This window comes from Bhargavaea cecembensis DSE10 (assembly GCF_000348905.1).
Taxonomy (GTDB): domain Bacteria; phylum Bacillota; class Bacilli; order Bacillales_A; family Planococcaceae; genus Bhargavaea; species Bhargavaea cecembensis.
Genome location: NZ_AOFT01000001.1, coordinates 347,088 through 362,040, shown reverse-complemented (window position 1 = coordinate 362,040; position 14,953 = coordinate 347,088). Strand labels below are relative to the sequence as shown.

The following is a 14,953-nucleotide window of genomic DNA, read 5'->3' as shown; positions in this document are numbered from 1 at the left end:
TTTTTTGATCAGTACAGTACGCACGCAACGTGATGCCCCGGTCTCACCTCCTTCAAAGGCGGCTTTTCCTGCGAACAGATTTCCTGTGCCATCGGGCAGCGCGTATGGAACGGGCAGCCTGTAGGCGGGTTCGCGGGACTCGGCACATCCCCCTGCAGCACAATCCGCTCTTTCCGCAGCTTCGGATCAGGTTCCGGAATTGCGGAGATGAGCGCCTGTGTGTAAGGGTGCAGCGGCTCACTGTAAAGATCTTTATTTGAAGCAACCTCGACGAGATTGCCCAAATACATGACACCGATCGTATCGCTCATATGCTTGACGACACTAAGGTCGTGGGCAATGAACAGATACGTGAGATCGAACTCTTCCTGAAGATCTTTCAGGAGGTTCAGGACTTGGGACTGGACGGAAACATCCAGTGCGGAAACCGGCTCATCGGCAATGATGAGCTTCGGATTGAGGGCCAGTGCCCGGGCGATGCCGATCCTCTGCCGCTGGCCGCCGGAGAATTCGTGCGCATATTTGTAGTAGGCGGCCTCCGGAAGGCCGACCCGGACCAGAAGGGACTTGACGAATTCTTCAAGTTCCTTTTTGTCGCGGCGCTCGAAGTTTTTGATCGGTTCCGAAATGATGTCCCCGACCATCTGCATCGGATTGAGCGATGCGTAAGGGTCCTGGAACACCATCTGGAAATCCTGGCGGGCCTTCCGGAGCCTGGACCCGCTGATCTTTGTGATGTCCTCGCCGTCGAAGATGATCTGTCCTCCGGTCGGCTTGATCAGGCGGAGGATTGTCCTCCCCGTCGTGGATTTTCCGCATCCGGATTCTCCGACGAGGCCCATCGTCTCCCCTTTTTTAATGGTGAAAGAGATGTCATCAACGGCTTTTACGTTTCCGACCACGCGCTTGAAAAAGCCGCCGTGGATCGGATAGTACGTCTTCAGGTTTTTAACTTCCAGGAGATTTTCACGTTCTTTCTTCGTGTTCTTCCTATCTGTCAGTTCTTTTGTTGTCATCGTGCACCTACTCTTTCTTCTCTCGGCCAGCTTTCCTCATACAGCAGGCAGGCCACTTCATGTCCGCCTTTTGTATCTTCCAGGCGAGGGGTGATCTGCATGCACTCCGGCATCGCTTTCGGGCATCGGTTTGCAAACCTGCAGCCCACTTCGGGCATGTCCTTGACGGACGGGACAAGGCCTTCGATCGTTGCCAGGCGCTCCTTTTCTTCCTCCATTTTCGGAATGGCTTGCATGAGGAGCTGTGTATAAGGATGCTGAGGGTTTTCAAACAGATCCTCGACAGTTGCCCGTTCCACGATTTTGCCCGCGTACATGACCAGTACGACATCACAGATTTCTGCTACGACACCGAGGTCATGGGTGATGAGCATGATGGACATGTCGTTTACTTCCTGGATATTTTTCAGCAGATCCAGGATCTGTGCCTGGACAGTCACATCCAGTGCCGTTGTCGGTTCATCTGCGATCAGCAGCTTTGGCTGGCAGGCAATCGCCATGGCGATCATGACACGCTGCCGCATTCCGCCGGAAAGCTGGTGAGGGTATTCATCGACAATCTGATCTGCGCGCGGGATTCCCACATTTTTCAGTAATGTAACCGCTTTCGCACGCGCTTCGTTTTTAGTGATATCCTGGTGATTCAGCAGCACCTCGGAGATCTGGTAGCCGATTGTGAACACCGGGTTCAGGGATGTCATCGGCTCCTGGAAGATCATCGAGATATCCTTGCCGCGGATGTTGTTCATCTTCTTTTCGTTGTATCCGACGATGTCGGTGCCTTCGAAAAGGATCTCGCCTCCGCGGACCTTGCCGATCCCTTTTGGAAGCAGATGCATGATGGAAAGGGACATGACGCTCTTGCCGCATCCCGATTCGCCGACGATGCCGACAATCTGTTTGCGGTCAACAGTGAAGGAGACGCCTTCAACAGCGTTGTAGTATTGTTTATCAATCTTGAAGCCAGTTTGGAGGTTGCGTACCTCTAAGAGAGGTGTCTGCAAAGATGTGGCTGATTTGGAAGTCATGGATACACCCCAAGTTTTCTATTTTTCTGTTATTTCTGCTCTTGCTAAATTTTATTACAAATAGATTACATCCGCAAGATGTTTTTTGAATTTCCTGTAACCTTTATACAATTCATACAACGTCTTTTGTCAAAGAACTCAATCACATCAAGGGTTTCCGGTGATTTTTCAGAATAATTATATTTAAATAATATATCGATTCAATACTAATTGACTACTATATTCGCATTCTATTTCTAACCAAAAAGCCCCAATCTCTTTACAAAGAGATCAGGGCTTTTCATCTATTTGGTCATTCCGCTTTTTTGAAAAGAAGCGAGACGTTGTGACCTCCGAAGCCGAGCGAGTTGCTCATGGCATATCGGATGTCCTGCTTTCTTGCTCCGTCCGTGACATAATCCAGGTCACATTCCGGATCCGCCGTTTTGTAGTTCGTCGTTGGCGGGAGGATGCCTTCGTGAAGTGCAAGCGCGGTGAACACGGCTTCCACCCCTCCGGCTGCGCCGAGGAGGTGGCCCGTCATGGATTTCGTGGAGCTCATCGCCAGGTTGTAGGCATGTTCTCCGAAAACTGCCTTGACGGCCTGCGTTTCAAACTGGTCATTGTAAGGCGTGCTTGTCCCGTGGGCGTTGATATAGCCGACTTCTTCCGGGCTGACGCCCGCTTTTGAGATGGCCTGGCCCATCGCCCGTGCAGCGCCTTCGCCTTCCGGAGCCGGGGCCGTGATATGGTGGGCGTCTCCCGTAGAGCCATATCCCACAATCTCTGCATAGATTTTCGCTCCGCGCGCTTTGGCACGGTCGTATTCCTCAAGAATGAGGATTCCGGCTCCCTCCCCGATGACAAACCCGTCACGGTCCGCGTCAAACGGACGGGAAGCCGTCTCCGGATCCGGATTGGTCGAGAGTGCGGTGTTGGCACAGAAGCCCGCCACTGCCATCGTCGTGATCGGTGCCTCGGCCCCGCCGGTGATCATCATGTCCGCGTCGCCTCGGAGAATTGCCTCAAATGCGTCGCCGATCGAGTTGGCGCCCGATGCGCAGGCTGTCACCGTGCAAGAGTTGATTCCCTTCGCGTTTGTATAGATCGAGACCTGACCGGCCGCCATGTCAGGAATCATCATAGGGACGAAGAATGGGCTAACCCGGCGGTACCCACGCTCCTGGAACGTTTTGAACTGCTGCTCATGCGTCTCCATGCCGCCGATTCCCGAACCGATCCAGACACCGGTCCGGAGCGCGTCTTCATCTTCAAGCCGGCGGGGCAGTCCCGCATCCTCCAGTGCCTCAAATGCCGCTGCAAGCGCATAATGGGTGAAGCGGTCCATCTTCCGTGCTTCTTTTTTCGGGACATACTGCTCGATGTCAAAATCCTTCACTTCCGCTGCTACCTTGGCCGGAAACTGTTCCCTGTCCAGGCGGGTCATCGGACCGATCCCCGATTTCCCTTCCTTGATCCCCTGCCAGGTCGTCTTGGCATCATTTCCGAGCGGGCTGACCGCTCCAACCCCTGTGACTACGACTCGTCGCTTGTTCATCTTATTTTCCCTTCCTTCTGTATGAATGGTTTGGTATAAGTAATGTCCTGTTGTCAGGACCGGATGGTTTTAACTTAGCGTCCCCAGCGGATGGCGAGCGCGCCCCATGTGAGGCCCCCTCCGAAACCGACAAGAACGATGACATCGTCGTCTTTGACATTTCCCGCATCGACTTCGTCGCAAAGGGCGATCGGAATGGATGCAGAGGAAGTGTTGCCGTAATTGTGGATCCGTTTCGACATCTTCTCCGGCGGGAGGCCGAGGCGCTCGCGTGCCGCTTCCATGATCCGGATATTGGCCTGGTGAGGAATCAGGTAGTCGGCATCTTCCTTTGACAAACCCGCCTTCTCCAAAACAGAAACTGCGGAGTCGCCCATCTGCCGGACGGCAAACTTAAAGACTTCCCTGCCATTCATCTTGATATATTCATCCTGATAGAGGTGCTTGCCGCCTGAGCCGTCGGCGCCCAGTTCAAATGACAGGATCCCCCGGCCTTCCCCGACCTTCCCGATGACGGCAGCACCTGCGCCGTCGCCGAACAGGACGGCTGTATTGCGGTCTTCCCAATCAGTGATTTTCGAAAGTTTCTCCACACCGACAACCAGAATATAATCATAGCAGCCGTTTTGGACGAACTGCTGTGCGGTCACGACACTGTACATAAAGCCGGCACATGCGGCAGACTGGTCCATCGCACCCGCATTTTTTGCCCCGAGACGCTCCTGGATCTGTGTAGCCACACTCGGGAACGGACGGTCCGGCGTGACAGTCGCCACGATGATGAGCCCCAGCTGCTCCGCCGTAATTCCGGCGTTCTTTAGTGCCGCTTCAGCCGCGCGGTAGGCAAGCTCAGAAGTATCCTCCTCTGCAGGAGCAATCCTTCTTTCCTCGATGCCTGTCCTTGTGCGGATCCATTCATCGGATGTATCCAGGCGCTTCTCCAGATCTCCATTTGTGACCACCTGTTCCGGGACGTACTTCCCGATTCCGATCATCCCAACGCCCATATTGAAACCCCTTTTCTTATCATCATCTATTAGTACCTGGTATCAATTTAACATACATGAACGTTCTTTGACAACTTGCCTGTTGCGTCTGCTTTTGGCGAAAAATGTGGCAACGGCCGCTTTTGCAATGTTGGTCCGCTATGGTATGATGGATTCGGATATTTCCGCTCAGAGGTGAACAGAATGCAATTTATTGTGACATTTTTCTGGTCGTTCCTGCTTATTTCACTCCTGAACTATGTGGTCAGTTCCGTCAATGCGGTTCCATTCGATTTTGGACTTGGAGCCATTGTTTCTGTCATTGTTGCGGTCATGCTCTTCATCATGTCGGCGATTCTGCCGGAAGAGCAGCTGCCGGACTACGAGTGAATCAAAAAACCGTTCCCTGTTATGGGGAACGGTTTTTTTGTCGGCCGGGTCTTCACACTTTTTCAATACGGATCTTATCGTTTTCAAGAACTGCGCGGATGGTGTCGCCTTCCCTGAAACCGCCCTGTATGAGCCCGTGGGCGACTGCCGTCTCGACGTGGCGCTGGATAAAACGCTTGAGCGGACGCGCGCCGAACTCTGCGTCTGTTCCTTCTTCCACGATCCAATCGGCGATCTCTTCCCCGAACTCAAGACGGATTCCCTGTGTGGCAACACGCCCGGCCAGGTCGTTCATCATCTTCCCGGCGATTTTCAGGAAATCGTCACTTTTCAGGGAGTTGAAGATGACGATATCGTCCATCCGGTTGATCAGTTCGGGTTTAAAGTGTTTTTTTAGCTCAGCCATGATGACGTCTTCAATCGCATGGTCTTCAATCCCCTCCATCTGAAGAAGCAATGAAGAGCCGATATTCGATGTCATGATGATGATCGTATTCGTGAAGTCGACATTCCTTCCCTGGCTGTCCGTAATGCGCCCGTCATCAAGCGCCTGGAGCAGGATGTTCGAAACATCCGGATGGGCCTTCTCGATTTCGTCGAGCAGCACGACAGAATATGGATTGCGCCTCACAGCTTCCGTCAGCTGCCCGCCTTCCTCAAAACCGATATATCCGGGAGGGGCACCGACCAGCCTGGAAACGGAGTGCTTCTCCATATATTCCGACATGTCGATTCGGATAAAGTGGTCCTCCGAATCAAACAGCGTCGCAGCAATCGTCTTGGCAAGCTCTGTTTTCCCGACACCGGTCGGTCCCAGGAAAAGGAATGAGCCGATCGGACGGTGCGGATCCTTGATGCCGGCCCTTGCCCGCCAGATGGCCTCTGTGACAAGGCGGACCGCATCATCCTGCCCGATGACCCGCTTCTCAAGCGTTTCATGCAGCCTGAGCAGCTTTTCCCGCTCCCCTTCCACAAGCTTTGAGACAGGGATTCCCGTCCAGCGTGCCACGATGTCGGCGATCTCTTCCTCTGTCACTTCCTCTCGGAGAAGGCGGTTTTCGGAAGTGGTCAGGGGAGCCTCCAGCCCGTGCAGTTCCTTCTCTGCCTGCGGAATGCGGCCGTGCCGCAGTTCTGCCGCACGGTTCAGGTCATAGCGGTTTTCCGCGTCTTCCAGCTCGCGCCGGTAGCGATCAAGTTCTTCCCGCTTTGCCTGGACAGTCCGGATGGCTTCTTTTTCTTTTTCCCACTGCTCCCGCATGTCTTCCGTCGATGTCCTGAGCTCGTGAAGCTCTTTGCGGATATCTTCCAGACGTGCTTTGCTCCGGTCATCTTTCTCCATCATCAGCGCCTGTTCTTCGATCTCCAGCTGCATGATCCGCCGGGTCACTTCGTCCAGTTCCCCCGGCATGGAATCAATTTCCGTCCGGATCAGCGCACTTGCCTCATCGACGAGATCAATTGCCTTATCCGGAAGGAACCGCTCCGTGATATAACGGTCGGACAGTGAAGCGGCAGCGACCAGTGCCCGGTCATGGATCCGCACACCATGATGAAGCTCAAAGCGCTCCTTCAGGCCGCGAAGGATTGAAATCGTATCTTCCACATCCGGCTCCTGGACAAGCACCTGCTGGAACCGGCGTTCAAGCGCTGCATCCTTCTCGATGTAGAGGCGGTACTCATCCAGCGTCGTTGCACCGATCAGATGAAGTTCACCACGTGCCAGCATCGGCTTCAGCATGTTGCCGGCATCCATCGAGCCTTCTGTCCGTCCGGCGCCGACAATCGTATGGAGCTCGTCGATAAAGAGAATGATCTCCCCATCGCTGTCCTTGACCTGCTTCAGGACCGCTTTCATCCGCTCCTCAAATTCACCGCGGTACTTGGCACCTGCAATGAGTGAACTCATATCCAGCTCATAAAGCTGGCGGCCCTTGAGCCCTTCCGGCACATCTTTTTTCACGATGCGCTGGGCAAGTCCCTCGACGATCGCCGTCTTCCCGACACCCGGCTCCCCGATGAGGACCGGATTATTTTTTGTCTTCCTGGACAGGATCCTGACAACGTCCCGGATTTCCTGGTCCCGTCCGATAATGGGATCCATTTTCCCCGCTTTTACATCATCGATCAGATTCCGTCCATACTTTTCAAGAGGGCTGCGCTGATCTTCCTCCTGCATGTTCATTTGCATTGTTGTTTCACCCCACGTCACTTATTGACCTTATTTGACTTTGACCTTTTTTGACTATATTCATTATAAAGTATTCCCTTCCGGCGGTAAAGTGAAACGGCCGCGCGGGAACGGAAAAAAGCCGCACGGCCTATAAAGGCTCATGCGGCAGGGGTGCAGCTATTCATTAACGGACGCCAAGCGCGATTTTCGCGTAGCGTGACATCATATCCTTCGACCATGGCGGGCTCCAGATGATATTGACTTCCGTTTCCTTGACTTCGGGCAGTTCGGCCAATTCACGCTTGACGTTATCCACGATCATCGGGCCCATCGGGCAGCCCAGTGACGTCAGCGTCATGGTCACATCCACCTTGCCGGCATCATCCATGTCCACGTCGTAGACGAGGCCCAGGTTCACAATATCAATGCCGAGCTCGGGGTCGATGACGTTCTCGAGCGCGCCCATAATGCTGTCTTTCATCTCCTGATCCATCATGATTCCCCTTCCGTTCTTTGCTGTCTCCATCATATCAGACCGCTGCGTCATCATTCAAATAGGTTGCAAGCCAGTCCGCGCATTCCAGCATGCCCGTTCGGGATACAGCATGTCCGGCCTGGCGTTCAAAGCGGTACTTCAGTTTCTCAGGCGCTTCCTTGTAGTCTTCCCGGACCGCCTCGACAAAATTCCTTGTCGGCTTGAACGGAACGGTTTCATCCTGCTCGCCATGCCAGAAGTAGACCGGCCTGCCGCCTAGCGCTTTCCGGTCCTTTGTCAGATCGAATCTTGAAAGCGTGTCGAGAAGTTTGCGCCGTTCTTCTGCCGTCAGCGGGATGTCGAATCCTTTTGACTCGTATTGGGCCATCTGGGCCTTGGCAAGATTGACGTAACCCGGTGTTCCCATCATGACCGCCGCACAGTCGATCCAGCTGTAGGCCTTCAGGCAGCCGAGCGTCTCGATGCCGCCCATCGACGTCCCTGCAAGTCCGAATTTCCCGGCCCCCGGGAATCGGCGGCCGATCTCTTCCTTAAGAGTGCCGACTTCTTCGATGCTTGTCAGGACGATTTCCCAGAACCGGAGGCTCAGCTGGACCTCATCAAGCCCTTCTTCCCTTTCACCGTGGAGGTGGGCCTCAGGAAGAATGACACGGAGACCGCGCTTGGCCATATTGTATGCATAATGCAGATTGTGTTCCTTGGCACTTGTGAAACCGTGGAGGAATATGACGACCGGGGAGGATTCCCCGCCCGTTTCGGGGTATATATGCAGGAGCGGGATGCCCGCCCATTGTTCTTCTCTGATCTCCATGTGCAGCACTTCCTATTTTTTCTTTTCATCGTATCAGAGAGAGCGGGAAAACAAAACCTGAACGGCAACAGGCCCTGTTTTATGGGCTATTTTTGACTTGGCCTCCCTGTGAGGTCTAAACTCGGTATTAAGGGGGAGATCGAATATGAAACAGCACCTGATCGTACTTGACCTGGACGGCACACTGCTGACCGACGAAAAAGTGATTTCCGCAAAGACGGAGCAGACACTGAAGGCCGCCAGAGAAGCCGGCCACCAGATCATGATTGCAACAGGCCGGCCGTACCGCGCCAGCGAGCCTTATTACCGGCAGCTGAACCTGGATGTTCCCATCATCAACTTTAACGGGGCATTTGTCCATCACCCGACGGACCGGAGCTGGAAAACGTTCCATGAGCCGATCAGCCTGCCGGTCGTCAGTGAGGTAGTCGAAGCGCTGCAGGATTTCAATGTCCATAATGTCGTGGCGGAGGTGATGGATGATGTATACATCCACCGGCATGACGAAAAACTCCTGAACATCTTCACGATGGGCGAGCCGTTGGTGACAGTCGGTGACCTCCGCTCCTATCTGACTGACAACCCGACCAGCCTCCTGATCCACCCGGAACTGGAGGACCAGGAAAAGATCCGCAAGCACCTCGCGGACGTCCATGCGGAAGTCATCGACCACCGCCGTTGGGGAGCGCCTTGGCATGTCATCGAAGTGATCCGGCACGGCCTGAACAAAGCGGTCGGCATCTCGAAAGTATCCGAGTGGCTGAATATCCCGCAGGAACGGATCATCGCTTTCGGAGATGAGGACAATGACTATGAAATGATCGAATACGCCGGGACGGGTGTCGCGATGGGCAATGCCATCGACGGACTGAAGTCCATCGCGGATGAAGTGACGGGCACGAACAACGAGGACGGCATCGCCGCTGTGCTCGAGGAGCGGCTGAATCTTAAACTGGAAAGCAAGATCTAAGGAGGAAGAATGATGAAACTGTTCACGGACAGCGGGTCAGACCTCCCGCTTTCATTCTTTGAGGAACAAGATGTGACTCTCCTCCCCCTCCGTGTGGAGATCGGGGGAGACACATATGATGATATATCGGAAATCAATTCCTCCACGATATTCAGAAGGATCCGGAACGGGGAACGCCCAAAAACTTCCCAGGTGTCGCCGGAGCTGTTTACAAGAATGTGGAACGAACTGGCGGAGTCCGGTGAAGAAGGCCTGTATATCGCCTTCTCCTCCGAACTTTCCGGTACATACAGTACAGCTGTCGTCATCCGTGACCAGGTAATGGATGAACACCCCGGACTGGATCTCGTGATCATTGACACGAAAGGTGCCTCGCTCGGCCAGGGCCTGCTTGTCCGGGAAGCCGTGAGGATGCGGGATGCCGGCAAAAGCCGTGATGAAATTGCGGCCGCCATCCGCACCCTGGCGGACCGCGTCGTCCACCTGTTCACCGTGGAAGACCTTGACTATCTCGCAAAGGGAGGCAGGCTGTCCAAGGCAAGTGCTTTTATCGGCGGATTGCTGAACATCAAGCCGCTTCTCCATGTCGAGGACGGAAAGCTTGTGCCGATCGAGAAATACCGGGGACGCAAAAAAGTGTTCCAGCGGATGATCGGCCTTATGGAAGAACGGGGCGGCAGTTTTTCCGGCCAGCATGTGGCCATCAGCCACGGGGATGACGAGGAAGCGGCGCTCACCCTGAAAGGGATGATCGAGGAGACCCACCGTCCGGAGTCAGTCGGCATCTATCAGATCGGCTCCGCGATCGGTGCCCACGCCGGGCCGGGTACCATCGCCCTTTTCTTCCTCGGTCCCGATACCGAATAAAAGCCAGAAAGGATGATTGGATGAAGATTGTCGTCATCGGAGCGGTCGCCGGAGGGGCGACCGTTTCTTCTCAGATCCGGCGCTTTCTGCCGGATGCCCACATCACGCTGATCGGGAAGGATTCTGAGCTCGGGTTTGGCACATGCGGCATGCCGTACGTGCTGGGCGGAGTGATCGGCAGCGCGGATGACCTGGTCCATGCAACCCCGGAGGGATTCGGAAAAGAGAAATCCATTGACGTCCGCCTCCTCCATGAAGCCACCAAAATCGACCGTGCCAAAAAGGAAGTCCACGTCTGCAATATGGAAACGGGCAAAACCGATATCCTGCCGTACGACAAACTCATACTTTCTCCCGGCGGACGGGCCCGAAAGCCCGCTGTGCCCGGAAAACCCGGCATCCCGCTGTTCACACTCCGCCACTTTGGCGACCTGGAACAGTTCGGGAACTTTCTTGACGAAGAAAAGCCGGCCTCCTGCATAGTGGTAGGCGGCGGATTCATCGGCGTGGAGCTCGCGGAAAACTTCCGGCACCGCGGCATTGAAACGGCCCTGATCGAGCACAATGAACATGTCATGCCGATCGGTGATAAGGACATGTCGGAACTGCTCGCAGAGGAGATGGAGAGAAACGGCGTCACCCTCCACCTCGGACGCGAACTCCGGATGATCGAAGGCAGGACCGTCACGCTCGATGACGGGACCGAAATGGAGGCTGACTTTATCGCCACCGCCGTCGGCCTTGAGCCGAATACCCTGCTGGCCAAAGAAGCCGGTCTCGAGATCGGGCCGACCGGAGGGATTGCGACCGACCCGTTCATGAGGACGAATGACCCGGACATCTATGCCATCGGTGACGCGGCAGAAGGCCGGGACTGGTTTACCGGCAAGCCGAAACGCGTACCGCTCTCCTGGCCTGCCCACCGGGCTTCCTTTATCGTTGCAAACCACCTGGCAGGCGGCGACACGGAAATGGACGGGCTTCTCGGGACCTCCATCACGAAACTGTTTTCCCTCACTGCGGGGATGACCGGCATGACAGAGAAGATGCTCAAAGAAGAAGGCATGAACTATGAGACCGTCATCCATAAAAGCCGTTCGAATGCGGGCTACTATCCGGACAGCGGCAAGCTCGTACTGAAAGTCCACTATGACCCGGATACCCGCGCCATCTACGGTGCACAGGCGGTCGGTGAAAAAGGGGCCGACAAGCGCATCGATGTGATTGCAACAGCGATCCGGGGCGGGCTCACCGTCGACGACCTCTCCGCCATCGAGACGGCATACGCACCACCTTATGGGTCACCCAAAGATCCCGTCAATATGCTCGGTTACAGGGCAATGAAATCTTCCAACCAACATTAAGACAAGACCGCCATCCATTCCGGACGGCGGTCTTGTTTTTTGCGGTTATGCTTTTGACTTGCCTGCTTTCCCGTCTTTGGCACGCTGCTTCCCTTTTCTCCACACCATGTAGATGAATCCGATGAATGTAGCATAAACAAGGATCGCTGCAATGATATACGGAATGTTAAGTCCGGTGTCTTCCTCGACGATGAACAGGTCGGCCGCCTCCCTGTCGAGGACGATGCGGTATTCGCCGCTGTCGGCCTGGCTGACCAAGTTATTGTCGATCAGCGCACGCAGCCTCTTCCCTTCCCCGAGCTGCTCAGCGGTCAAATCGACGCGCTGCGTTTCACTTGTGTTATTGAGGACGATGACCCATGTTTCCTCGTCACTGGACCGCTCGTACACGATCAGGCCATTGTCGTTATGAAGAAGTTCAAAATCACCTGTACGGAGCGTCTCCGACTGGTTCCGGATGCCGTTCACATCGGCAATATGGTCCTTCAGTTCTTCATCCGTCTTGAAATTGTGGAGTGGGTGCGTACCTGGGGCTTCCTTGCCCGCAACCGCAATTTCGGAACCGTACGTCATCACCGGCACACCCGGCAAAGTAAAGAGCGCGGTGGCGGCCACGTTCCAGCGGGTCGGCGGAAACATCTTCCGGTCCACCATCTCTGTCGTAAACCTTGTGGTGTTCAGGTCATCAAAGAACATCATCGTAGGCGGGTCAGTGAGCCCAAGCTCGTCCATGCCGGAAGAATCAGGATCCATCTCGACAAACGCGGATCGGAGAATCTCCATGACAGCGGGGTCATAGTCGAGATCGAATTCCGCTTCGGATGGTGCGTCGGAAAAGACAACCAGCGAAGGAGATGTTTCCTTCAGCGCAGCGATCATCCTGTCGAGAAAAGCTGTATCGGCATCGCCGAATCTGGTCAGCCGGACACCGTCGATCCCCGTTTCTTCCGCAAATGTGACGGCTGCATCGATCAGCGCATCCTGCACTTCTTCATTTTCGAGATCCCAGTCAACTGACTCGCCGTCTTCGGCAGGCACGGCCCAGCCCTCCCGGCCAGAGGCCCACTCGTGGTCCTGACTGACGCCGCCAAGCGGAAAGTCCGCATAGACTTCCATGTCGGCATCGTGATAGGCAGAAATCATATCCTTCAGCTCTTTGTCCGTGCCGAAGCGGTCCTCAATGGCCCCGTAGGTGAGGACGGCACGGCCGTCATAGGTCGCCGTCTCGAAAATCGGGCCGATTGATACGGCCGTGAATCCCATGTCCTGGATATACTCCAGTTTTTCCTGGAGACCGGCGAAGTCACCGCCGTTAAAGTCGTAGTTATCGGTCGGGTCGGCCCCCTGGTCATTTTCCGTCGTTCCGTTAAAGAAACGGTCGACGAGGGTATCGTAAATGCTTTCATCGAGGACATTCCGCTCTTCCGCCGAAACAGTCGGCAGCGCAGCGGTCCCGATCAGCAAAGCCGCACCAAATGCGGCAACAGTTTTCTTGAACACGTCTATCTTCACTCCTTGCTCCATCACCCGTTATTTTATCACTCCATCCCGGAGCCGGCGACCGGTTTGGAAAACCGGAAGATGAAAACCCGGTGAAATGGGGCAAAAATGTGAAATTGCCTCACCTAGTCGATGCCTGGGCTTGGATGATCGACATATTAAAGAAGATAATCAACGTCTCACTCAAGATAGTCAACGTCTCACTCAAGATAGTCAACGTTTCACTCAAGATAGTCAACGTCTCACTCAAGATAGTCAACGTCTCACTCAAGATAATCAACGTCTCACTCAAGATAGTCAACGTCTCACATAAGATCGTCAACATCTCACCCGAATTGAATCTTTCCCGGATAACAGAAAAAAGCCGGAAACCGGTCCGAAGACCCGTTTCCGGCTTTTTGTCCGCTCAGAAGAAGTCCATGCCGATCGGCAGGCTCATGCCGATGAACATCGTCGCAAGGAGGCTGATGAAGAACAGCACCCAGAAGACGTTGGTCGGCTTGTCTTTGTTCTGGCGGACAAGCACCATCTCCATGAATCCGATCGTCACGACGCCAAGCAGGAACTTGACCCCGTACATGGCTGCATCGGAGCTGGACCAGGCAAAGAACAGGAAAGCCCCGCTCAGAATGACGAGGATGTAGAAGAGACGGAGGATCATATGAATCACCTTGCGTCCCTTGCTCCCTTTTGCCATGACCGCTGCCACCAGGAAAAGAATGACTGCAACGACCCAGGTGAAGATGTGCAGATGTGTCGTATCCGTAAAGACGCCCAACTATTCCACCTCATTTTCTATGATTGCCCTCTTATCCTACCACAAGCGGGCACCGGCAATCACGCGGGATGGTCAGGCGAATGTGTTGGACAGGGTCCCGATTCCTTCGATGGAAACCTTCACCGTATCGCCCGCCTTGATGAAGGATGGCGGGTTCATCCCTTTTCCTACACCCGACGGCGTTCCCGTGAGGATGACGTCACCAGGTTCAAGCGTTACATAAAGGGAGACCTGTGAGATCAGTTCGTCGATCGGGAAAATCATGTCTTTGGTGTTGCCGTTCTGGCGCACTTCCCCGTTGACTTTTGTCACGAGCGACAGGTTCTGCGGATCCGGAATCTCATCTTTTGTCACGAGGTAAGGTCCCAGCGGGCACGACTTGTCGAGGCTTTTCCCCAGGAAGAATTGCACATGGGCCGCCTGTACATCCCGCGCGGTGATGTCATTGGCGATCGTGTACCCGAAAATATGATCATAGGCAAGCGCCTTTTGGATATTCCGCCCGCCCTTCCCGATGATAATGGCAAGCTCGCCTTCATAGTCCAGGCTTTCCGTAATGCCGGCATGGGCAGGAAGCTCTTCTTCATCTGCCGCAATGGCAGTCGGGGATTTCGTAAAGACGACCAGTTTTTCCGGAGGGCGGTCTCCGCCCATCTCGGTCACATGATCGGCGTAGTTCTTCCCGATGCAGATGACGTTTTTCGGTGTCCGCGGAATGGGCGCAGTCCATTCGATTTCGTCGAATCCGTGCTTGTAGGCCTCCGGGTTGCCGGACGTCTCCGCACGCTCGACCAGCCGGCGGATCCCCTCCACGAATTCATGGCCTTCCGCGATGCCGTCGATGATATGCGCCGGGAACGGCTCCCCTTCCCCGAGTTCTTCGTGAATGGCCGCAAGATCCCATACGGCCTCCTCCTTTTTCACCTTGGGGCCGAAGCGCTGATTCCCTTCGTACCGGAACGATAACAGTTTCATCTTGACGCCATCCTTTCCATTCTGGGTTGGTTATTCTTCTTTACTTACGACAGATATCCGGAAAA

Annotated in this window: 14 protein-coding genes; 4 read left to right on the top strand and 10 right to left on the bottom strand. The window is 54.6% G+C overall.

The window, feature by feature from the left end:
• Positions 1-8 precede the first annotated feature (8 nt).
• The 4 genes from C772_RS01630 to C772_RS01615 all read right to left on the bottom strand — a co-directional run bounded on the left by C772_RS01630 (position 9) and on the right by C772_RS01615 (position 4,588).
• A complete protein-coding gene (locus C772_RS01630; protein WP_008296824.1) occupies positions 9-1,016 on the bottom strand; it encodes an ABC transporter ATP-binding protein in 1,008 nt (335 codons plus the stop codon).
• On the bottom strand, positions 1,013-2,044 hold the full coding sequence (locus C772_RS01625) for an ABC transporter ATP-binding protein (RefSeq protein ID WP_008296823.1): 1,032 nt from the start codon (positions 2,042-2,044) through the stop codon (positions 1,013-1,015). The genes C772_RS01630 and C772_RS01625 overlap by 4 nt, the downstream gene beginning before the upstream one ends.
• Positions 2,045-2,336: 292 nt before the next feature.
• Complete coding sequence (gene fabF, locus C772_RS01620; protein WP_008296822.1) at positions 2,337-3,581, bottom strand: beta-ketoacyl-ACP synthase II; 1,245 nt, start codon at positions 3,579-3,581, stop codon at positions 2,337-2,339.
• Between the two features lie 74 nt (positions 3,582-3,655).
• Complete coding sequence (locus C772_RS01615) at positions 3,656-4,588, bottom strand: beta-ketoacyl-ACP synthase III (protein ID WP_008296821.1); 933 nt, start codon at positions 4,586-4,588, stop codon at positions 3,656-3,658.
• Positions 4,589-4,771: 183 nt separating this feature from the next.
• On the opposite strand from C772_RS01615, the gene C772_RS01610 reads away from it, so the two are divergent.
• Complete coding sequence (locus tag C772_RS01610; RefSeq protein ID WP_008296820.1) at positions 4,772-4,957, top strand: YjzD family protein; 186 nt, start codon at positions 4,772-4,774, stop codon at positions 4,955-4,957.
• A 52-nt stretch (positions 4,958-5,009) separates the two neighbouring features.
• Here C772_RS01610 and C772_RS01605 read toward each other — a convergent pair whose 3' ends face one another.
• The 3 genes from C772_RS01605 to C772_RS01595 all read right to left on the bottom strand — a co-directional run bounded on the left by C772_RS01605 (position 5,010) and on the right by C772_RS01595 (position 8,434).
• A complete protein-coding gene (locus tag C772_RS01605) occupies positions 5,010-7,139 on the bottom strand; it encodes an ATP-dependent Clp protease ATP-binding subunit (RefSeq protein WP_081607093.1) in 2,130 nt (709 codons plus the stop codon).
• A 172-nt stretch (positions 7,140-7,311) separates the two neighbouring features.
• Entirely contained in the window at positions 7,312-7,620 is a 309-nt protein-coding gene (locus tag C772_RS01600; RefSeq protein ID WP_035001153.1) for a metal-sulfur cluster assembly factor, read from the bottom strand.
• Between the two features lie 37 nt (positions 7,621-7,657).
• Complete coding sequence (locus C772_RS01595) at positions 7,658-8,434, bottom strand: alpha/beta hydrolase family protein (RefSeq protein ID WP_008296817.1); 777 nt, start codon at positions 8,432-8,434, stop codon at positions 7,658-7,660.
• 145 nt (positions 8,435-8,579) lie between these two features.
• On the opposite strand from C772_RS01595, the gene C772_RS01590 reads away from it, so the two are divergent.
• Genes C772_RS01590 through C772_RS01580 form a run of 3 tightly spaced genes read left to right on the top strand, consistent with a single transcriptional unit; the run spans position 8,580 to position 11,635 of the window.
• Positions 8,580-9,404, top strand: a complete 825-nt coding sequence (locus C772_RS01590) for a Cof-type HAD-IIB family hydrolase (RefSeq protein ID WP_008296815.1) — start codon at positions 8,580-8,582, stop codon at positions 9,402-9,404.
• Positions 9,405-9,416: 12 nt separating this feature from the next.
• Entirely contained in the window at positions 9,417-10,271 is an 855-nt protein-coding gene (locus C772_RS01585) for a DegV family protein (RefSeq protein ID WP_008296813.1), read from the top strand.
• Between the two features lie 20 nt (positions 10,272-10,291).
• Positions 10,292-11,635 carry an FAD-dependent oxidoreductase gene (locus tag C772_RS01580; protein ID WP_008296811.1) on the top strand — a complete coding sequence of 448 codons (1,344 nt, stop codon included), beginning with the start codon at positions 10,292-10,294 and terminating at the stop codon, positions 11,633-11,635.
• Positions 11,636-11,680: 45 nt separating this feature from the next.
• Here the strand turns inward: C772_RS01580 and C772_RS01575 are convergent, their stop codons facing one another.
• From C772_RS01575 to C772_RS01560, 3 genes are all read right to left on the bottom strand, one after another.
• Positions 11,681-13,135 (bottom strand): alpha-amylase family glycosyl hydrolase, encoded by a 1,455-nt coding sequence (locus tag C772_RS01575; protein ID WP_160162828.1) that lies wholly within the window; start codon positions 13,133-13,135, stop codon positions 11,681-11,683.
• A 406-nt stretch (positions 13,136-13,541) separates the two neighbouring features.
• Positions 13,542-13,913 carry a YisL family protein gene (locus C772_RS01565; RefSeq protein WP_008296808.1) on the bottom strand — a complete coding sequence of 124 codons (372 nt, stop codon included), beginning with the start codon at positions 13,911-13,913 and terminating at the stop codon, positions 13,542-13,544.
• Between the two features lie 72 nt (positions 13,914-13,985).
• Positions 13,986-14,888, bottom strand: a complete 903-nt coding sequence (locus tag C772_RS01560) for a fumarylacetoacetate hydrolase family protein (protein ID WP_008296805.1) — start codon at positions 14,886-14,888, stop codon at positions 13,986-13,988.
• Positions 14,889-14,953 lie beyond the last annotated feature (65 nt).